The 20,464-nt window shown below is 63.0% G+C and carries 16 protein-coding genes; 9 read left to right on the top strand and 7 right to left on the bottom strand.

Going from position 1 to position 20,464, the window contains the following annotated elements:
• Positions 1 to 8: 8 nt before the first annotated feature.
• The gene (pyk, locus tag A9974_RS13680; protein WP_183004710.1) at positions 9 to 1,451 is read right to left on the bottom strand and encodes a pyruvate kinase; all 1,443 of its coding nucleotides are present in this window, start codon (positions 1,449 to 1,451) and stop codon (positions 9 to 11) included.
• A 106-nt stretch (positions 1,452 to 1,557) separates the two neighbouring features.
• On the opposite strand from pyk, the gene A9974_RS13675 reads away from it, so the two are divergent.
• A complete protein-coding gene (locus tag A9974_RS13675; protein ID WP_183004708.1) occupies positions 1,558 to 2,700 on the top strand; it encodes a glycerate kinase in 1,143 nt (380 codons plus the stop codon).
• A 65-nt stretch (positions 2,701 to 2,765) separates the two neighbouring features.
• Here the strand turns inward: A9974_RS13675 and rsmA are convergent, their stop codons facing one another.
• The 3 genes from rsmA to A9974_RS13660 are packed head-to-tail and all read right to left on the bottom strand — an operon-like array spanning position 2,766 to position 7,543.
• On the bottom strand, positions 2,766 to 3,557 hold the full coding sequence (gene rsmA, locus A9974_RS13670; protein WP_183004706.1) for a 16S rRNA (adenine(1518)-N(6)/adenine(1519)-N(6))-dimethyltransferase RsmA: 792 nt from the start codon (positions 3,555 to 3,557) through the stop codon (positions 2,766 to 2,768).
• Positions 3,558 to 3,575: 18 nt separating this feature from the next.
• On the bottom strand, positions 3,576 to 5,153 hold the full coding sequence (locus tag A9974_RS13665; RefSeq protein WP_183004705.1) for a peptidylprolyl isomerase: 1,578 nt from the start codon (positions 5,151 to 5,153) through the stop codon (positions 3,576 to 3,578).
• Positions 5,150 to 7,543, bottom strand: coding sequence for an LPS-assembly protein LptD (locus A9974_RS13660; protein ID WP_183004703.1), 2,394 nt, complete (start codon positions 7,541 to 7,543; stop codon positions 5,150 to 5,152). The genes A9974_RS13665 and A9974_RS13660 overlap by 4 nt, the downstream gene beginning before the upstream one ends.
• Before the next feature lie 168 nt (positions 7,544 to 7,711).
• Here A9974_RS13660 and A9974_RS13655 point away from each other — a divergent pair, with 168 nt between their 5' ends.
• From A9974_RS13655 to A9974_RS13645, 3 genes are all read left to right on the top strand, one after another.
• Positions 7,712 to 8,752 carry an aminoglycoside phosphotransferase family protein gene (locus A9974_RS13655; protein WP_183004701.1) on the top strand — a complete coding sequence of 347 codons (1,041 nt, stop codon included), beginning with the start codon at positions 7,712 to 7,714 and terminating at the stop codon, positions 8,750 to 8,752.
• On the top strand, positions 8,752 to 9,438 hold the full coding sequence (gene murU / locus A9974_RS13650; protein ID WP_183004699.1) for an N-acetylmuramate alpha-1-phosphate uridylyltransferase MurU: 687 nt from the start codon (positions 8,752 to 8,754) through the stop codon (positions 9,436 to 9,438). Before A9974_RS13655 ends, murU begins: the two co-directional genes overlap by 1 nt.
• A 156-nt stretch (positions 9,439 to 9,594) precedes the next feature.
• Positions 9,595 to 10,293, top strand: a complete 699-nt coding sequence (locus tag A9974_RS13645) for a DUF6776 family protein (RefSeq protein WP_183004697.1) — start codon at positions 9,595 to 9,597, stop codon at positions 10,291 to 10,293.
• Between the two features lie 103 nt (positions 10,294 to 10,396).
• Here the strand turns inward: A9974_RS13645 and A9974_RS13640 are convergent, their stop codons facing one another.
• From A9974_RS13640 to A9974_RS13630, 3 genes are all read right to left on the bottom strand, one after another.
• Positions 10,397 to 10,720 (bottom strand): 4a-hydroxytetrahydrobiopterin dehydratase, encoded by a 324-nt coding sequence (locus A9974_RS13640; protein ID WP_183004695.1) that lies wholly within the window; start codon positions 10,718 to 10,720, stop codon positions 10,397 to 10,399.
• Positions 10,721 to 10,730: 10 nt separating this feature from the next.
• Positions 10,731 to 11,378: an OmpA family protein gene (locus tag A9974_RS13635; protein WP_183004693.1), complete on the bottom strand. Its 648-nt coding sequence runs from the start codon at positions 11,376 to 11,378 to the stop codon at positions 10,731 to 10,733.
• Positions 11,379 to 11,543: 165 nt separating this feature from the next.
• Complete coding sequence (locus A9974_RS13630) at positions 11,544 to 12,212, bottom strand: HAD family hydrolase (RefSeq protein WP_183004691.1); 669 nt, start codon at positions 12,210 to 12,212, stop codon at positions 11,544 to 11,546.
• A gap of 300 nt (positions 12,213 to 12,512) precedes the next feature.
• Between A9974_RS13630 and A9974_RS13625 the strand changes: the two genes are divergently transcribed.
• The 5 genes from A9974_RS13625 to A9974_RS13605 all read left to right on the top strand — a co-directional run bounded on the left by A9974_RS13625 (position 12,513) and on the right by A9974_RS13605 (position 20,136).
• Positions 12,513 to 13,136, top strand: a complete 624-nt coding sequence (locus A9974_RS13625) for an FMN-dependent NADH-azoreductase (RefSeq protein WP_183004689.1) — start codon at positions 12,513 to 12,515, stop codon at positions 13,134 to 13,136.
• A gap of 334 nt (positions 13,137 to 13,470) precedes the next feature.
• Entirely contained in the window at positions 13,471 to 13,884 is a 414-nt protein-coding gene (locus A9974_RS13620) for a helix-turn-helix domain-containing protein (RefSeq protein ID WP_338076564.1), read from the top strand.
• 246 nt (positions 13,885 to 14,130) lie between these two features.
• Complete coding sequence (locus A9974_RS13615) at positions 14,131 to 15,693, top strand: class I SAM-dependent DNA methyltransferase (protein ID WP_128829588.1); 1,563 nt, start codon at positions 14,131 to 14,133, stop codon at positions 15,691 to 15,693.
• A complete protein-coding gene (locus A9974_RS13610; protein ID WP_128829589.1) occupies positions 15,683 to 16,918 on the top strand; it encodes a restriction endonuclease subunit S in 1,236 nt (411 codons plus the stop codon). The genes A9974_RS13615 and A9974_RS13610 overlap by 11 nt, the downstream gene beginning before the upstream one ends.
• Entirely contained in the window at positions 16,915 to 20,136 is a 3,222-nt protein-coding gene (locus A9974_RS13605) for a type I restriction endonuclease subunit R (RefSeq protein ID WP_183004687.1), read from the top strand. The genes A9974_RS13610 and A9974_RS13605 overlap by 4 nt, the downstream gene beginning before the upstream one ends.
• The last annotated feature ends 328 nt before the right edge of the window (positions 20,137 to 20,464 follow it).

The raw sequence follows: 20,464 nt of genomic DNA, 5'->3' as shown, positions 1-20,464 counted from the left end.
CGCACGGATCAATCCACCAGCAGGATCTTCATCCCATTGGTGCCGCCGCTGTCGCGGTAGAAGTCGCCCTTGGTCAGGATGACCCAGTCGCCTTCCTTGACCAGATTGCGCTTTTTCAGTTCGTCGATGGCGGCATTGCTCAGGTCGGCCGGCTCGTAGTCGGACGGCGAGAACGGAATGGTGTAGACGCCGCGGAACATGGTCACGCGGTTCTGCGTGACGCTGTGGGGGCTGTAGCAGTAGATCGGCACGCCCGAACGGATGCGCGACATGATCAGCGGCGTGTGGCCGCTTTCGGTCAGCGCGATGATCGCCTTGACGCCCGGAAAATGGTTGGCCGCGTACATCGCCGCCAGCGCGATGGTTTCATCGCAACGCGTGAAGGTCTCGCCCAGGCGGTGGTGCGACTGGGTGCTGGTGGGGTGCTTTTCGGCGCCCAGGCACACGCGCGCCATGGCCTGCACGGTCTCGACCGGATACGCGCCCGAGGCGCTTTCCGCCGACAACATCACCGCGTCGGTGTAGTCCAGCACGGCGTTGGCCACGTCGGAGACTTCGGCGCGCGTGGGGATCGGGCTGGAGATCATCGACTCCATCATCTGGGTCGCGGTGATCACCACCTTGTTCAGCGTGCGCGCGTGCTGGATGATGCGCTTCTGGATGCCGACCAGTTCGGCGTCGCCCACTTCCACGCCCAGGTCGCCGCGCGCCACCATCACGCCGTCGCTGGCGCGGATCAGCGCGTCCAGCGCCTCGTCGTCGGCCACGGCCTCGGCGCGTTCGATCTTGGCGATGATCCACGCGTCGCTGCCCGCCGCACGCAGCAGCTCGCGCGCCTCGTCGATGTCGCTGCCGTAGCGCGGAAACGACACCGCAACAAAGTCCAGCTTCATGTCGGCGGCCAGCTTGATGTCGACCCGGTCCTTGTCGGTCAGGCTGGGTGCCGACAGGCCGCCGCCGCGCCGGTTGATGCCCTTGTTGTTCGACAGCGGGCCGCCCACGGTGACGGTGGTGTGGACCTCGTCGCCTTCGACCTTGTCCACCACCAGCACCACACGGCCGTCATCGAGCAGCAGCTCGTCGCCCACGCGGCAGTCCTGCACCAGCTCGGGGTAGTCGATGCCCACGATACTGGCCGTGCCGGCGTCCTTGGGATAGACGCGCGACAGCGTGAACGGCTGGCCCACCTGCAACTGCACCAGCTTGTCGGTGAAACGCGCAATGCGGATCTTGGGGCCCTGCAGGTCGCCCATGATGGCGACGAAGCGGCCCTGACGCGCGGCGGACTCGCGCACCAGGCGGGCGCGTTCGCGGTGATCCTCGGGGCTGCCGTGCGAGAAGTTCAGCCGTGCCACATCCAGGCCCGCCTTGATCATGGCGTCAATGCGTTCGGGCGTCGACGTCGACGGGCCCAGGGTGGCGACAATTTTGGTGCGGCGCAATACAGGCATGGCGATCCACTCTCACATGAACAACGAAAGCGCTATGGTACGCCGCCAGCGAACACGCGGGTATCATGGTCAACACCCTGACACCAACCGACCGTGGCCGCCTGCCGTGAAAATCGTTATCGCACCCGACTCTTTCAAAGAAAGCGTGTCCGCGCCCGATGCGGCCGCCGCCATCGCGCGCGGCGTCAAGGCGGCCTGCCCCGGCGCGCAGACGGTGTGCATCCCGATGGCCGATGGTGGCGAAGGCACGGTGCAGGCGGTGTTGGCGGCGGCCGGCGGCCAGGCGCGTCAACGCACCGTCAATGACGCACTGGGCCACAAGGTCGATGCCGGCTGGGGCCTGCTCGACGACGGCACCGCCATCATTGAAATGGCCGCGGCGGCCGGCCTCGAACTGATCGCGCCGTCCAAGCGCGACCCCATGCGCGCCAGCAGCCACGGCGTGGGCGAATTGATCCTGGCGGCGCTGGACGCCGGCGCCGAACGGATCATCCTGGGCCTGGGCGGATCCGCCACCAACGACGCGGGCGCCGGCATGCTCACCGCGCTGGGGCTGCGGCTGCTCGACAAGGAAGGCCGCTGCCTGCCACCGGGCGGCGGCGCGCTGGGCCAGTTGGCCAGCATCGACACGCATGGGCTCGATCCCCGCCTTGCCAGGATCCGCATCGACATCGCCTCCGACGTCGACAACCCCCTGTGCGGCACGCAGGGCGCCTCGCATGTCTTCGGTCCGCAAAAAGGCGCCACGCCCGAGCAGGTGGAAACGCTGGACGGCATGTTGTCGCACTTCGCCGACGTCTGCGCGCGCCAGTTGGGCGTCGACCGCCGCGATGAAGCCGGCGCGGGCGCGGCCGGCGGCCTGGGCTTTGCCGCCAAGACCTTCCTCAACGCGCACTTCCGGCCCGGCGTCGACATCGTGGCTGAACTCGGCGGCCTGGCCGCGGCGATGGAAGGCGCCACACTGGCCTTCACTGGCGAAGGCCGAATGGACGCGCAGACCCTGCGCGGCAAGACCCCGGCCGGCGTGGCCCGCATCGCACGCCAGGCCGGCGTGCCGGTGGTGGCCCTGGCCGGATCGCTGGGCGAAGGCTACGAAGCCCTGCACGCCGGTGGCATCAGCGCCGCGTTCAGCCTCGCGCCCGGCCCCATCACGCTGCAGCAGGCCTTGAACGATGCCGAACGCCTGCTGCACGACCGGGCGCGCGATGTGATGCAGCTGTGGATGGCGGCGCAAAAGCGCATGCTGTAAGCGCACGTTTGCCGTGCACGAAAAAAAGCCCGCTCGACGCGGGCTTTCTTGATGGCGCGGCGGAATCAACCGCCTTGCAATACGCCGGCCTGGACCAGCGCATCCGACAAGCGGATGTAGCGATCGACCGAGATGTCTTCGGCGCGGGCGGTGGGCGCGATGTCCAGCGCTTCCCAGGGCACCTGCGGCGCCCAGTCGGCCATCACCCGGCGCAGCATCTTGCGGCGCTGCGAAAAGGCGCGGGCCACCACGGTCTCGAAGGCGCGCTCGCTGACCGGGCGCAACCGGTCCGCCGGCAGCGGCACCATGCGCACGATGGCAGACACCACCTTGGGCGGCGGATCAAAGGCCTCGGGCGGCACGTCGAACAGCTTGTGCATGCGGTAACGCGACTGCAGCATCACGGACAGGCGGCTGAAATCGCCGCTGCCGGCCTGCGCCACCATGCGGTCGATCACTTCACGCTGCAGCATGAAATGCTGGTCGCGGATGTGGTCGGCCCAAGTCATCAGATGGAACAGCAGCGGGCTGGAGATGTTGTAGGGCAAGTTGCCCACCACCCGCAGATTGCTGCCGAACTGCGAAAAATCCACGGTCAGCGCGTCGGCCTCGACCACGGTCAGGCGATCGGCCTCGAACTGCTTGCGCAGGCGGGCCGCCAGATCGCGGTCGATTTCAACCGCGGTCAGGTGGTTCAGCCGCTCGAGCAGGGGCCGGGTCAGGGCCGACAGGCCAGGGCCAATTTCGACCACGGCATCGTCGCGGGCGGGGCCAACCGCCCGGACGATGGACTCGACGACGCTCTCGTCGGTCAGGAAGTTCTGGCCAAAGCGCTTGCGCGCCTGGTGTGAAGACATGTAAAGCCCGGGCTGCGATCAGCGGTTGTTCTGGTTGATGCGGTCCTGCTTTTCAAGGCGGTTGTCCACGTACGCCTGGGCGCGCAGTTGATCAAGCCAATCTTCAAAAGCGGGTTGAGCACGACGCTCGAAGAGAATCTGGCGGGCCTTCATGCGGGCCAGGTCGTCGGTGGCGTCATGCTGGCGACGCTCTTCTACCTGGATCAAGTGCCAGCCAAAAGGCGTCTGGATGGGCTGGCTGATCTCGCCCGGCTTGAGCGCGTTCATGGCGGCCTCGAAGGGCGGCACGGTTTCACCCGGGTTGAGCCAGCCCAGATCGCCGCCTTGCGGCGCGGTCCCGTCCTGCGAGTACTGGCGCGCCATGTCCGCGAACTTGGCGTCGCCGGCCACCAGGCGCTGGCGCACCTGCTCCAGGCGTTGGCGGGCAAGCTCGTCGCTCATGACGGTGGACGTCTTGATCAGGATGTGGCGCGCGTGGGTCTGCATCACTTCCACCGGACCCTGCGGCGCTTGCGCCTGGGGTTGCGGACGCGGCTGCGGCGCCGGGGTGGGCGCAGGCGCGCGGGCCGTGCGGCTGGGCGCGGGTTGCGCGGTGCCACGATCCATGACCTTCAGGATGTGAAAGCCGTTACCGCTTTGCAGCAGCGTGCTGACCTGGCCTTTCTGCAGATTGGCGAGGGCCTTGGCGAACAGATCGGGCCAGCCATCCAGCGGGCGCACGCCCATGACGCCGCCCTGCAACGCCTCGGGGCCATCGGAATTGGCGGCAGCCAGGCTGGCGAAGTCGTCGCCACGCTTGGCCGCGGCGAGCAGGCCTTCGGCCTTCTTGCGCAACGCGGCCAGTTGCTCGGACGACGAGCCTTCCGGCACGCGCACCAGGATCTGCGCCACGGCGTAGAGCATCGGGCCAGCCGGCGCGGCGGCCTGCTCGGGCGCGGCTTCGGGCTGCGCCTGCGGCGCGGCCTGTTGCTGCGGCTGGGCGCCGGCGGCAAACGCCGGGTTGCGGCGCTGGTCCTTCAGGAAAGCGTCCACCTCGGCGTCGGAGATGACGATGTTCGAGTCCACCGCGCGCTGGCGCAGGCGGTCGGAACGGATCTCGTCGCGCAACGACTTGCGGTAGTTGTCCCAGGTGGTGCCGGACTTTTCGATTTCCTGGCGCAGTTGCGCCACGCTGATCTTGTTGCGCTCGGAGATGGTCTTGATGGCCTGGTCCACCTGGGCGTCGTCGACCCGGATGCCCATGCGATCGGCTTCGTGGCGCTGCACGCGTTCCATGATGAGGCGTTGCAGCACCTGATGCTGCAGCGTCTTGTCGTCGGGCACCTGGATGCCGCGCGCCTTGAGCTCGCCGGCGATGCGCAGCGAGGCCTCGCGCAGCTCGCGCAGGGTGATCACGTCCTTGTCGACCACGGCCGCGATGCCGTCGACGAACTGCTCGCCGGCGGCGGGCGGCGCGGCCTTCTGCGCAGCGGCCGGCGCGTTCCTGGCGCCCTTGCCGGTCGGCTCCGCCGCGTGCGCGGCGGAGAAAGCGGCGCAAACGGCCAGCAACAGCGCGTTGCTGGAGAAGCGACGCAAAGAGTGCAACCTACGCATCATTCATACCTTTCATATGTGGTCCCGGTGGGAACAGGCGGGGTGATGCGCGAGTAACCGGGGATACTTCTATTCAGCAGGTTCATCGGATCGGTTCCCAGGGAACCCAGTCCGGTCAACTCAAGCTGGAAAAACAGCGCCGTATTGGCGTCGGTGGCGGACACGGCGTAACGCTGGAACACCATCCGGCCAACCCAGCAGCAATCGCCCTTGTATTCGAGGCCGGCAATGGCCTGCGTGATCCGCGGGGAATCCGTGGTGCCGTTCAGCGTGCTCGAAGGCCCGTTGCGCAGCGAATAATCGACCCGTCCCACGCCATACCAGCGCTTGGTGAACGGCCACTGCACTGCCAGGCTGATCTGGTTCTGGCCCTGCGGCTGATACTGTACGCCGGTCTGCGGATCACGCTGGTAGCGATAGGCCAGCGCAACCGTCGTCAGGCGCTGTGGCGACCAGCGGCCACTCAGGAGCGTGCGCGACCAGCGGTTGTCGTAGGGGTTGTACTGCGCGGCCACGTCGGTGGAGAACGTATCGGTCAGCGCGGCGCTGGCGCCCACCAGGAAGTCGGAACGCACGTTTTCGCGCGGCGTCTCGCCCGGCAGGGTCACCTGCTGGTCGGCGAAGTACAGCCGCTGCGCCACGGCTAGCGAGGCGCGCTCGAAACCGGTGGACGCATCGAGCCAGCGCGTGGTCAGCGCGGCCGTCAGTTGGTTGGCGTTGGAAATGCGGTCCCAGCCGCCCGAATAGATATTTTCTTCAAAGGCCTGCGAGAAGCTGAAGTCGGACAGCGACGTGTCATAGACCGGAATCTTGGACTGGTCGCGATACGGCACGCGCAGATAGTACAGGCGGGGCTCCAGGGTCTGCGTCGACGCCTTGCCGAACAGCGTGGTGTCGCGCTCGAAGATCAAGCCGGTGTCCAGCGACATGATGGGCACCGTGCGGGATTGCGAACGCGGGTAGCCGAAAGCCGTACCGGCATTGGCGGTACCGGCGTTCAGGCCCAGGTAGTCGCCGTTGTACCAACTGGTCTGGTACTGGGTGTAGTTGACGCCAACCTTGGGCACCACGAACCAGCCCGGACGAACGATCGGGTAGGACACAGTGGGGTAGCTCTGCAGACGGTCGCCGTTGGGGCCGTTGCGCTTGCCCAGCAGCAGCGGCTGGCTGAAACGCACCGCCGTCGAGGTCCATTCCACGTCAAAGCCGCCCCAGTCGTAACGGGCGCCGCGCAGATACAGTTCCGGTTCCTTGTCGTACGGCGGCGTCAGCAGCGCGTTCGGATCCTGCAGCGTCTGGTACTTGTAGACCTGGGCGTAGGCGCTCCAGTAGTTCGACGACCAGCCCACCCGCGCGCGCTGCGGCAGATAGGTGGTGGAGGCCTGATTCAGGCCCAGTTGGGAAATATCGCGGAAGTAGTCGTTATCCGACACCTTGGCCACGTCCCAGTCCGCGTAGAAGCCATTGGTGAACAACTGCTGGTGGCGCCACCAGTACATCCAGCGGTTGTCGCCGGTGACGTTATCGTTGGGCAGATAGGCGCCGTAGATGCTGCCCGCGTAGCTGGATCCCAGGTAGCGGAATTCGCCGCCCAGTTGCAGGCCGCGCTTGGAGAAGTAGCGCGGTTGCAGGGTAGCGTCGTAATTAGGCGCAATGTTCAGGTAGTACGGCAGCGAGAAATCGAAGCCGCCCTTGCTGGTGGTGCCGTAGGTCGGGATCAGGAAGCCCGACTTGCGCTCTTTCTTGACCGGGAAGGTCATATAGGGCGACGCCAGGATCGGCACGTCCTTGAAATACAGCACGCCATTGCGGGCCACGCCTTCGTTTTCGTCGAAGTCGATGTCGACCGTGTTGGCCTTGATGTACCAGGATGGCGTTTCGCAAGCGCAGCCGCTGTAGGTGACCGTATGCAGCCGCATCTGCGACTTGCTGAAAATGTCCGCTTTGTCGGCCACCGCGAAGCCGCCGGTAGCGCCCAGCCAGAAATTGGGCTTTTCGACTTCGCCGGAATACTTGTCCACATTGAACTTGGCGTTCGGGCCGGTCACCAGGGTGCCGTCGCGCATCATGCGCGCATTGCCCTGCACGTCGACCTCGCCGGTATCCTTGCGGTAGTTGATCCGGTCGCCCTTGATCACGCCGTCGATGCGGCGCACCTGCGCCGCGCCGGTCAGGGTCAGGTCGGAATCCGGATCACCCTCGATGGTGTCCGCCTCCATATAGGCGGGGATGTTCCCGTCGGGCAGGCGGTGTATCCGCAACCCGGGAGATGTGCGCAGCTCGGGAGCCGCGGTGATCGACGTCGATGAGGGAGCCGAACCCTGGCTGCCCTGGGCCTGAGCGGCCCCGGCGACGCTGATAGCAGATAGGATCAACCACCGAACCTTGCGCACGAGTGAAAACAGCCCTTTTTTACGATGGGGGAACCCGGCAAAGGCGCCCAAGAAGGGCCAATGCTAACGGAAACGAGCCGGTATTATAGAGAAGCCGCGCCAGACGCCCAGCCTTATGTGCGCGGAACCCAATTTTCTGCAATGTTGCCCTTCTGACACGGATCTTCCTTGAAAAACGATCACGACCCCCGCCTGGCGCAGATCCGCGGCTGGCTGGCAAGCCTGCCCGCCGCGCTGGGCCTGGCAGTGGACACACTACGTCCCGCTTCGGCCGACGCCAGTTTCCGCCGCTATTTCCGTCTGGACGCCGCCGGCCGCACCCTGATTGTCATGGACGCCCCGCCCCAGCACGAAGACTGCCGCCCGTTCCTGCACGTGGGGCAACTGCTGCGCGACGCCGGCCTGAACGTGCCCGCCGTCCTGGCGCAGGACCTGGAACTGGGCCTGCTGCTCCTGTCCGACCTGGGCGAGCAAACCTATTACCAGCGCATCCAGGACGGCCTGGACGACGCCCGCCTGCAATCGCTCTACCGCGACGCCCTGGCGGCCCTGGTGCGGTTGCAGCAGGCGTCCACCGCCGGACTGGCCGCCTACGACACCTCGCGGCTGGCCGACGAGCTCAAGCTATTCCCCGAGTGGTACGTGCAAAAGCACCATGGAGTCACGATCGACGACAAGACCGCGCTGTCCCTGGAAAAGATCTTCGCCCTGCTCTCGGCCAGCAACGGCGGCCAGCCCACCGTGCTGGTGCATCGCGACTTCCATTCGCCCAACCTGATGGTCTGCGATCAGCCGCAATACGGCCCCAACCCGGGCGTGATCGACTTCCAGGACGCCCTGGCCGGCCCCATCACCTATGACCTGGCATCGCTGGTCACCGATGCGCGCACCACCTGGGAAGAGCCCCAGCAACTGGACTGGGCCATCCGCTACTGGGAAATGGCGCGCGCCGCCGGCCTGCCCGTGGATGCCGACTTCGCCGAATTCCACCGCGCCTACGAATGGATGGGCCTGCAGCGCAACCTGCGCATCCTGGGCGTGTTCGCGCGCCTGAACCACCGCGACGGCAAGGCCCACTACCTGGCCCACATGCCACGGGTGAACGGCTACGTGCGCCAGGTGGCGCAGCGCTACGGCGTCTTCACGCCCCTCTTGCGCCTCCTGGACAAGCTGGACGACCGCCAGGTCAGCGTCGGATACACCTTCTGATGCGCGCCATGATCCTGGCCGCGGGACGCGGCGAACGCATGCGCCCGCTGACCGACCGGCTGCCCAAGCCGCTGTTGCCGGTCGGCGGCAAGCCCCTGATCGTCTGGCACCTGGAACGCCTGGCCGCGGCCGGCATCCGCGAGGTTGTGATCAACCACGCCTGGCTGGGCCACGAGATCGAACAGGCCCTGGGCGACGGCGCCCACTTTGGCGTGCGGATCCAGTACTCGCTGGAAGGCGCCGCCCTGGAAACGGCCGGCGGCATCGCCCAGGCACTGCCGCTGCTCGGTCCGGCCCCGTTTCTGGTGATCAGCGGCGATATCTGGTGCGATTGGGACGTAGCCGCGGCGCCCGCTCTGGCCGCCGGGCTGCCGCAGGACGGCGCCTGGATCCTCATGGTCGACAACCCGGCCCATCACCCGGCGGGCGATTTCGTGCTGGAACCCGGCGGCCGGGTGCACGACCACGGCGAGCCCCGTTTGACCTATTCAGGCATGGGCGTCTACCATCCCAGCCTGTTCGCGGGCATTTCCCGCGGCACGGTCGCGAAACTGGCGCCGCTGCTCCGGCAAGCCATGGAGCAGGACAGGGTCCGCGGCGCACGCCACACCGGTCGATGGACCGACGTCGGCACTCCCCAACGGTTGGCCGACCTCGAGGCGCAGCTTGCTGCCCGTGCGGCGTAAGCCCCGGCCAATGCCCACATATTTCACAATATCAAGGTGCGCAACGAGGCTTGTCCGCGCGCCCTACGCCCCGGTTAACCGGGTATTCTCTGACGCTTTGGCTGGCGCGCGCTGCGCGCAGCCGGGCAACACACAGGAAGTTTTCTAGGAATGGGGATGTTCGGAAGATCACAACGGGCCGTATTCAAGCCCTCCGTATACCAACCCGGCCAACGCACGCGCCGCATGCCGCGCTGGCTGGTCCTGCTGCTGGTGGGCATCGCCCTGGGCGCGGGCGGCGTGCTCTTCCTGCAAACCAACTATGGCCCGCAGCGCCTGACCGTCGAGCAATCCGAACAGTTGCACAGCGAACTGAGCGCATCCAAGCTTGAAAACCAGCGCCTGCAAAGCCAGCTCGAAGAAGCCACGCAGCAGCGCGACGCCAACAAGTCGGGCCACGAAAAGCTGACCGCCGACCTGGCCGACGCCCGTGCCAAGCTGGAAACACAGAACAAGGAACTGGTCCTGTTCCAGGACGCCATGCCGCCCGACCCCCGCGGCGGCAACCTGGGCATCCGCTCGGCCACCTTCAAGCGCGCCCCCGGCCAACTGGACTACCAGGTGCTGGTGATGCGTGAAGAGCGCACCGGCGCGCCGTTCAAGGGCACCCTGACCTTCTCCATCGACGGCAGCTACCCCAACGGCCGGGTCGCCACCATCACCCCGGAAGGCCCCGCGCTCAACGTCGACCGCTACGACTACGCCCTGGGCCAGTTGAAGCTGCCCGACGGTTTCACGCCCAAGGTCGTGGTGCTGCGCGTCATGGACGGTGCCCAGAAGCAGCAGGCCATGCGCATCTACTACGTGCGCAACTGAACCTCGCCTGCCCCAATGAAAAACCCGCCCATGCAGGCGGGTTTTTCATTGCTTGCCGCTCCCGGCCGGCCGCGCACAGCAAGCTCGCCAGCGAGAGCCCGGTTCAGGCCGCCTTCGGCGCGGTGGCCCCCATCTGCGCCGCCGCCTCGTCCATGAATTGCGCCATGCGCACATCCAGTTCCGTAACGCCGCCCGCGTCATGCGTGGTCAGCGTCACGTCCACGCGGTTGTAGACGTTGGTCCATTCGGGATGGTGGTTCAGCTTTTCGGCGAACATGGCGACGCGTGCCATAAAGCCAAAGGCGGCATTGAAATTGGCGAAGCGAAAGCGCTTCTCGATGGCGTCGCGCATCGCGACGGCCTGCCAACCGGACAAGGCGGCGACCGCGATGTCCGTGCCGATGCGGGCAGGGGGAAACATGCTCATGACTGACTCCTTATTGCTTGACCGCGTACAGGTAGATCTCGACCCGGCGGTTCAGCGCACGGCCATCCGCGGTGGCATTGTCGCCGATCGGATCGTTGGGCCCGCGGCCTTCGATCGACAAGCGCGTTGCCGCCACGCCCTGCCTGGACAGGTAGTCCGTCACGCTGCGCGCCCGGTTCACCGACAAGGTCTGGTTGTGCGCCAGCGCGCCCGTGCTGTCCGTATGGCCCACTACCTTGGCCCGCAGTTCGGGATGCTGGTTGAGCGACCGCGCCACGCTGTCCAGCACCGGCAGCAGCGCCGGCTTCAGATCCGTCTTGTCGGTGTCGAACGACACGTTGCTGGGGATGTTCACCTTCAGGCTGCCATCGGGCATCTCGACCACGTCGATGCCCAGCGAGGTCGCGCCGGAGCGCTGCACGTCGTCTTTGACCACCTTCCAGTTGTAGCCCACCAGTCCGCCCGCCACCGCGCCGATGCCGGCGCCAACCGCCGCGCCCGTGCCATGTCCGACCAAGGCGCCGATGCCCGCGCCGATTGCGGCCCCCGCCCCTGTGCCAACCGCGGTATTGGTCTGCTGCTGGGTGGCGCAGCCCGCCATCAAAGCCCCTGAAGCCGCAACTACAGCGATACGCTTGAGTATTGTTCTTGAGTACATGACAACCTCCACGATCCTGTCCGTGCGCCGGCGGATGCCGGCAGGAATCATGTTAAGTCCAGTCATGCCTCGGGCGTCAGCGGGCAGCACGCAACATTTTGTACGGCGGCGCCCATGGCTGAAGGCTCTGCAGCCCGCCATCCGACGCGGATTGCACCGCAGCAACTATCGCACTGCCGCCCCGCCTTGGAAGCCGGCCAGCCAGGGCAGCGCCTCGTCCAGCCGCGGCGACTGCGCTTCGGGCAGCGGCGCGCCCTCCGGCAGCGCCAACCCGACACGGTTGTGCCAGTAGGTGCGCAGGCCGACCTTGCTGGTGCCGAACAGGTCATAACCCGACCCGGCAATGAATGCCACCTGCGGCGCCGGCGTCTCCAGGCGCGTCAACGCCAGCTGATAGGGCCGAGGATCGGGTTTGTAAAAGCCGGCCTCTTCCGAAGTGACGACTACGTCCCAGTCCACCCCCAGCAACCCAGCAGCCCGATGCCCCAAACGCTTCGAACAGTTGGTGACAACGCCCAGGCGGCAATGCGGCCGCAGCGCCTGCAGTAATTCGCGCGCGCCGTCCCACACGGGCAGGCCGTCCCAACCCGCTTCCAGCGCTGCGGGAGCCGTCGCCGGCAGACCGACGGCGCGGGCCGCCGCCTCGACCAGTTGCTCGTAGGGCTGGTAGGCGCCGCAGCCGTACGTCAAGCGCAGGTATTCGGCCCGCCACGCGCGCCCCTGGGCCTCGGACCCGGCAGCGGCATTCCACACCGTCCAGGAATCCAGCAGGGCGGTAAGCAGATCGAACAACACCGCGCGGGGATAGGCGGCGGGCGAAACAACGGCGGACATGGCGGCACTCCTGAAATCGATGCCGTCACTATAGAGAGGCCGCCGCCCGCCGTGGTTTAGCCCCAGTGCAACCACCCTTAAGACCTGCCTTAATGCGCGCCCGCTGCCCGCAATGGACAACCCGGCTCCTCTGCCCCAACGGACAGCCCGCCCTCGCATCGAACAGCGGTTGCAATTAAATCGTGAGGCGATAGAATCCAGTCTGCATACGATTGCAATTGCAATCATATGGATGCGGACCGGGCGTGACGCATCCCTGGCAACGCCTTCACTCAAGCCTACTCATCCAGGTCATGCAGCATGCGACTATTGAACATCGTGTCCTCCCCCCGCGGCGCCCACTCCGCCTCCATCGCCATCGCCGACGCGTTCATCGACGCCTATCGCCAGGCCTGCCCGTCGCTGGAGGTCGATACCCTGAACGTCTGGGAAGAGGATCTGCCCGACTTCGGCAACCAGGCCATCGGCGCCAAGTACAAGCGCGTGTCGAACACGCAGATGGACGCCGCCGAAGCCTCGGTTTGGACCCGCATCGAAGCGCTGGCCAAGCGCTTCCAGCAGGCCGACCGGATTGTGTTGGGCGTGCCGATGTGGAATTTCGGCTACCCCTACAAGCTCAAGCAACTGATCGATCTGGTCAGCCAGCGCAACCTGCTGTTCACCTTCAACGGCCAGGCCTACGGCCCGCTGCTGGACATCGAACGCGCCCTGGTCATCCACGTGCGCGGCCAAAGCCACGACAAGGCCGCCGGCGCCGACAGCCCTGGCTTCACGCATCAGGCCGATTACGTTGAGTTCTGGTTGCGGTTCATCGGCGTGAAGGACGTCAGGAGCCTGACGGTGGAACACACCTGGGATGCGCTGGCGCCGGCAACCATCCTGCAGGGCAAGGCGCAGGCGGTTGCGATGGCGGGGGATTTCTAGCCGGGTGCGTGCAAGCGCAAGAAGGGCTTGCGGGCGCTTGTCGAAGCGCCTGCGCTGCCCGCACCAGCCGCGGGTGCCGCGGGCAGCCTTGCACAAGGCGCGGCCGGAAATTGAAAAAGCCGCTGACGATCAGATCGTCAACGGCTTTTGAATTCTGGTGGGCTGTGAGTGGCTCGAACACTCGACCTACGGATTAAGAGTCCGTTTCAGGGGTGTTTTGCCAGGGGCAGACCAACATGAATATCTAGAGAAATCATGAGCTTAGCTTACCGGGACTTACCGCCACCTAACGCACTTTACTGCGGTCAGTGCGTTAAAAGTGCGGTCAATTTCGATGGCGCCGGGGCAGATTGTACGGCCTACCGGGGGGTACTGCCAGGCAGCCATGGCTACCCATGCCTGTCTATACTTTTTGCTGGCATGTGCCAGTGCCTTCGCGAAAGTAAAGATGGAAAAACTTCTTACCCCTGCTCAACTGGCCGCCGTCCTGGGCTTGTCCGTGCAGACCTTGTACAACCGGCGCACGCGCGGAGAGCCCCTCCCTCCTTGTGTGAAAGTGGGCAGACTGCTGCGCTATGAGCAGGCGGAGGTTCAAGCTTGGCTGGCATCACAGCGTGAAGCGCAGCATGCCCCCCAAGTAGCTCTTGCAACATCTGAGCGAACAGCTGCGCTACAGGTTGCACGCCGACGTGGGAGGCCAACCAAGGCTGAACAGCTTCAACGACGGCAACTGGCAAAGCCAGATTAGGCCAAGGCGTATATCGGCCAAACAGCCCCGCCATTTGTGGTGTTCTCTTTCAGCGAGCCCACCCCATACGCCGCTCTGCACCCGATTTCGGAAAAACACGTCAAGGGCGGGCTGCATGGTCAGTCGATCATGGCACAACAAGCCTCGAGAGAGCTCGGCTCTACCTTACTGAATGTCGAAGCGTAGGTAATGCCACAGTGTGCTACTTTCCCTCGTTGCCAGTACTACAAAATTAGTTACATACCAATGATCGACGACATCAAGCGGACGTTATGGTCCGCAGCAGACAAGTTGCGCGCCAATATGGATGCGGCCGAATACAAGCACTTGGTGCTAGGGCTGATCTTTCTGAAGTACATCTCGGATGCCTTCGCGGCACGGCAGGCCGAACTGCGTGCACGCTTCGCCGACGAGAACGATGAGTTCCACTTTCCCGGTGCTAGCGAAGATGAGCTGACTGCCGAGCTGGAAGACCGCGATTACTACACAGCGGCTAATACTTTCTGGGTGCCCGAGGCGGCTCGTTGGGAAAGCCTGCGTGCCGCCGCCAAGCAGCCCGACATCGGCAAGCGCATTGATGATGCCCTGACTGCCATCGAGTCCGAGAACCAAAAGCTCAAGGGCATTTTGGACAAACGCTATGGCCGTGCCCAGCTTCCCGACGGCAAGCTGGGCGAACTCGTAGACTTGGTGTCGACTATCGGTTTCGGCAGCGACGCCAACGCAGCCCGAGACATCTTGGGTCAGGTGTACGAATACTTCCTGGGCCAATTCGCCAGCGCCGAAGGCAAGAAAGGCGGTCAGTTCTACACTCCCGCCAGCATCGTCAAGACGCTGGTGGCGGTCCTTGCTCCGCACAAAGGCCAGGTGTATGACCCCTGCTGCGGCTCGGGCGGTATGTTCGTGCAGTCAGAGAAATTTATCGAGGCGCACGGCGGCAAGATTGACGACGTGTCCATTTATGGACAAGAGTCCAACCCCACCACCTGGCGCCTGGCCGCCATGAACCTGGCGATTCGGGGCATAGACTTCAATCTGGGCAAGGAGCCGGCTGATACCTTCACGCGCAATCAGCATCCGGATCTACGAGCCGACTTCGTCTTGGCCAACCCACCGTTCAACATCAGCGACTGGTGGCACGGCAGCTTGGAGGGCGATGCCCGCTGGGAGTATGGCGACCCGCCCCACGGTAATGCCAACTACGCCTGGCTACAGCACATGCTGTATCACCTGAAGCCCAACGGCCGCGCAGGCATTGTGCTGGCGAACGGGTCGATGAGCTCTAGCCAGAACAACGAGGGCGTCATTCGCGCCGCCATGATCGATGCCGACGTGGTGGAGGTGATGGTGGCGCTGCCCGGGCAGCTGTTCTTCAACACCCAGATACCGGCCTGCTTATGGTTCCTGGCCAAACAGAAAAAGCGCAAAGGTGAAGTGCTTTTCATCGACGCGCGGAAGCTGGGGAAAATGATCTCCCGTGTGCAGGCTGAGCTGGATGACGCAGCCATTGCTCGGATCGCAGAAACCGTGGCCGCATGGCGTGGGGAAGTCGAGGATGGCGCCGACACCATGGAGTATGCAGACGTGGCAGGGTTTTGCCGCAGCGTGCCGCTAGCCGAGATTGTCCAGCATGGGCATGTGCTGACTCCCGGCCGCTATGTGGGTGCAGCAGAAGTCGAACACGACGATGAAGCCTTTGCCGAAAAGATGCAGAAGCTGACCGAGAAGCTAGGCGAACAGATGGCAAAAGGGGCGGAGCTGGATGCGCTGATTCGGCAGAAGCTGGGGGGACTGGGCTATGAGTTCTGAGTGGCCTACAGGAAAACTCGGCGAGTTCATCGAGTTAAAGCGCGGCTACGACCTGCCGAAAGCCAAACGAAAACTCGGCACGGTACCCCTGATCTCGTCATCTGGCATTAGTGATACCCACGAAGTTGCGATGGTCAAAGGGCCCGGTGTCGTAACGGGGCGATATGGAACCATTGGTGAAGTATTTTATGTTGATACCGACTTCTGGCCCCTTAACACGACACTTTATGTTCGAGACTTTAAGGGAAATGACAGAAAATATATAAGTTATTTCCTTAAAACACTGGATTTTCACGCCTACTCCGACAAAGCGGCTGTGCCAGGCATCAATCGAAATCACTTGCATGAGGCGGTAGTGACGTTGCCGCCAATTGGTGAGCAAAGAGAGATTGCAAAGGTTCTCGGAACGCTAGACGACCGAATCACCCTCCTACGCGAAACCAACAAAACCCTCGAATCCATCGCCCAAGCCATCTTCAAGTCCTGGTTCGTGGACTTTGACCCGGTGCGCGCCAAAATGGAAGGCCGTCGGCCTGAAGGGATGGATGAAAAGACCGCGGCGCTGTTTCCTGATTCGTTTGAAGAGTCAGGGCTTGGATTAATTCCAACGCAATGGAGTGCAATCTCCTTCCACGAAACGATCCGCATCATCGGGGGGGGAACGCCTAAGACCTCCAATCCTGATTACTGGGGAGGTCACATACTCTGGTACTCCGTCGTTGACGTGCCGAGCGGCGCTGATACCTTTGTGGTAAATACGGAAAAGAAGATTACTCAGGCAGGCTTGGACGGATCTTCAACAAAACTGCTTCCATTTGGCACAACGATCATTTCCGCTCGGGGAACGGTTGGCAAATTGGCTCTTACTGGATGTGAGATGGCAATGAATCAGTCTTGCTATGGACTGAGAGGGAAAAATGATGATATTTACTTCACCTATTTCTCTACGCAACGCTTGGTCGAGCAGCTTAAACAACAAGCCCATGGCTCAGTTTTTGACACTATTACCACAGCAACATTCAAAGGCGTGAGAGTGGCCAGTCCACCGCCGAGCATAATCGCCAAGTTTGAAACGAATGTGGAGATTCTCATGGAACGGGTGCTCGTGAATCTTAAGACGCTGACATCGTTAGCGCAGCTTAGAGACACCCTACTCCCCCGTCTCATCTCCGGCCAACTTCGCCTCTCCGAAGCCCAAGAACAAGCAGAGAACGCTTTGCAATGACCGAAGACCAACTCGAACAGGAAACTCTAGGCTGGCTCGCAGAAGTCGACTACACGGTTCGCAGCGGTCCAGATATCGCCCATGACGGTCCGGACCCCCAGCGTACAAGCTATGCACAGGTCATTCTGTCCCAGCGCCTGCGGGCTGCCATCGACCGCCTGAATCCCCACATCCCGGCTTCCGCGCGCGATGATGCGTTCAAGCAAATCGAGAACCTAGACACTCCTGTTCAGTTGGCCGCCAACCGCGTTTTCCACAAGCTGCTAACCAACGGCGTGAACGTCCAGTATCAAAAGGATGGCGAAACCCGTGGCGACTTCGTGCGGCTGGTGGATTGGGCTAATCCGCAAAACAACGAATTCTGGGCGGTTAGCCAGTTCACCATCAAAGGCCCGCACCATACGCGACGACCAGACATCATTTTGTTCATCAATGGCTTGCCGTTGGTGCTGATTGAGCTGAAGAACAGTGTCAATGAGAATGCCGACATCTGGAAGGCCTACGACCAGATTCAGACATACAAGGCACAGATTCCAGACGTCTTCGAGTACAACGAGATTCTGGTCGTGTCCGACGGTAGCGAAGCCCGGTATGGCTCACTGTCCGCCAATGCCGAGCGCTTCATGCAATGGCGCACGATTGATGGTGTAGAGCTTGACCCCTTGGGGCAGTTCAACGAGCTCGAAACGCTCGTGCGCGGTCTGCTCGCGCCTGCATACCTGCTCGACTATCTGCGCTACTTCGTGCTGTTTGAAGACGACGGCGCCCTCATCAAAAAGATTGCCGGCTACCACCAGTACCACGCCGTGCGGCTGGCCATCCAGCACGTGGTCGAGGCGTCGCAACTACAAGGCAGCGCGAGCCAGCGCGGTAAAGGCGGCGTGGTATGGCACACCCAGGGCAGCGGCAAAAGCATCACCATGACCTGCTTTGCCGCCCGCGTGATGCAGGAACCGGCCATGCAGAACCCCACGGTTGTGGTCATCACCGACCGCAATGACTTGGACGGCCAATTGTTTGGGGTATTCAGCCTGTCGCGAGACCTCCTGCGCGAACAGCCCGTAAAGGCCGATACCCGTCAGGACCTGCGTAGGTTGCTGACCAATCGTCCTTCAGGCGGCATCGTCTTCGCTACCATTCAGAAGTTCATGCCTGGAGAAGATGAGGACACCTTCCCGGTCCTATCGGACCGCGGAAATATCGTTGTGATTGCAGACGAAGCCCACCGCACGCAGTACGGTTTCGAAGCCAAGCTCAAGACTCGCAAAAACAAGTCCTTCAGCACCAACGAATACGGTCAGTTGGCTGCGAACGATGACCTGGGTGTTGGCGTGACCGCCGCGTTGGCAGTTGCAGAACCCACGGTCACCTATCAGGTGGGTTATGCCCAACACCTGCGGGATGCGCTGCCAAACGCCACCTTTGTGGCCTTCACGGGCACGCCCGTCAGCAGCACCGATCGCGATACGCGCGCCGTGTTTGGCGATTACATCCATGTCTACGACATGCAGCAGGCCAAAGAGGATGGCGCCACCGTGGCCATCTACTACGAGTCGCGCCTGGCCAAGCTCAAGCTCAAGGAAGCTGATCTGGCATCGCTGGACGAAGAGGTCGACGAACTTGCCGAAGATGAGGAAGAGCAGACCCAGGCTCGCCTGAAATCGAGATGGGCAGCCCTGGAAAAAGTCGTAGGCGCCGAGCCGCGTATTGCCAGCGTGGCAGCCGACCTCGTCGAGCACTTCGAAGAGCGCAACAAAGCGCAGGATGGCAAAGCCATGGTAGTCGCGATGAGCCGCGATATCTGTGCGCTCCTGTATAAAGAAATCATCGATCTGCGCCCCGACTGGCACGATAAGGACCCAGAAAAAGGCGCTATCAAGGTCATCATGACGGGCAGCGCGAGCGACAAAGCCTTGCTGCGCCCGCACATCTACAGCGGTCAGGTCAAGAAGCGGCTAGAGAAGCGCTTTAAAGATCCCAAGGACCCATTGCGGCTGGTCATTGTGCGCGACATGTGGCTGACAGGCTTTGACGCGCCGTGCGTCCACACCATGTACATCGACAAGCCCATGAAGGGCCACAACCTCATGCAGGCCATTGCCCGCGTGAACCGTGTCTTCCGGGACAAACAGGGCGGCCTGGTGGTCGACTACATCGGCATTGGCAATGAGCTCAAGGCCGCCATGAAGGAGTACACCGCCAGCAAGGGCCGCGGTAAACCCACCGTCGATGCCCACGAAGCCTTCGCCGTGTTGCTGGAGAAGCTCGACGTCCTGCGCGGCATGATGCATGGCTTCGATTACTCGGGCTTCAAGACTAGCGGCCACAAGGTCCTGGCGAGCGCCGCGAACCACATCCTGTCGCTACGCCCGCCTGCGGGCGACAAGGACGCCAAGCTGGACGGCAAGAAGCGATTCGCTGATAACACGCTAGCCCTGAGCAAAGCGTTCTCCCTGTGCTGCACACTGGATGAGGCCAAGGCGCTTCGCGACGAAGTTGCGTTCATGCAGGCCGTCAAGGTAATCCTGACCAAGCGTGACATCAGCACGCAAAAGAAAACCGACGAACAGCGAGAAGCCGCTATCCGTCAGATCATCAATCAGGCCGTGGTCAGTGAAAGCGTGGTCGACATCTTCGACGCCGTAGGTCTGGAGAAGCCCAACATCGGCCTCTTGGATGACGAGTTTCTTGCCCAGGTTCGCAACCTGCCCGAGCGCAACCTGGCCGTCGAGCTGCTGGAGCGTCTGCTGGAAGGAGAAATCAAAAGCAAGTTCGCCAGCAACCTAGTGCAGCAAAACAAGTTCTCCGACATGCTCGGCAATGTCATCAAGCGCTACCAGAATCGCAGCATCGAGACGGCTCAGGTCATGGAAGAACTGGTCGACATGGCCAAGAAGTTCCGTGAAGCGGCGAAGCGTGGCGAGGAGCTGGGGCTAACTGACGACGAGATCCGCTTCTATGACGCTCTGGCCAACAACGAATCTGCTGTGCGCGAGTTGACCGACGAGACGTTAAAGAAAATCGCGCACGAACTGACAGAGAACCTGCGCAAGAACATCACGGTTGACTGGTCCAAACGCGAAAGCGTTCGGGCAAGTCTGCGACTCATGGTCAAGCGCATATTGCGCAAGTACAAGTATCCGCCTGACATGGCGGATTCTGCCGTAGAACTAATTCTGATGCAGGCTGAAAGGTTGGGAGAGGAATGGGTTGTTTGAGTTGTGAGCTGTTCGATTGGGCCAAGCCGACTCGCGCTCCCGAGGGGATACAGGGAGACAGTGAACGGGCTACAGCGGTCATACGTGAGAGGCTGTTTTCGGCCAAGAGCCCGCAATGGCCTGAATATCTGCTCGTCCGCAAGAGCACTGAATTCCGCCGAATCTGAAGTCTGAGCCTCACTAATGGACCAACATTTCGTTTGGCGCTTTGCATGGGAGACGCAGCGCAGGAACTGCCATCGTGCGGGCTCGCTGCGTGAATCTGTTCAATTTTCCCTGACTTTCTGTTACAACTCTAGGAGCATCCCGGCCCGAAGCTGTTACCGAA

The organism is Achromobacter sp. UMC71 (genome assembly GCF_014170305.1).
GTDB lineage: Bacteria > Pseudomonadota > Gammaproteobacteria > Burkholderiales > Burkholderiaceae_B > Achromobacter.
Note: the sequence above shows the minus strand (reverse complement) of the source record. Positions and strands in the feature narration are given on the sequence as shown.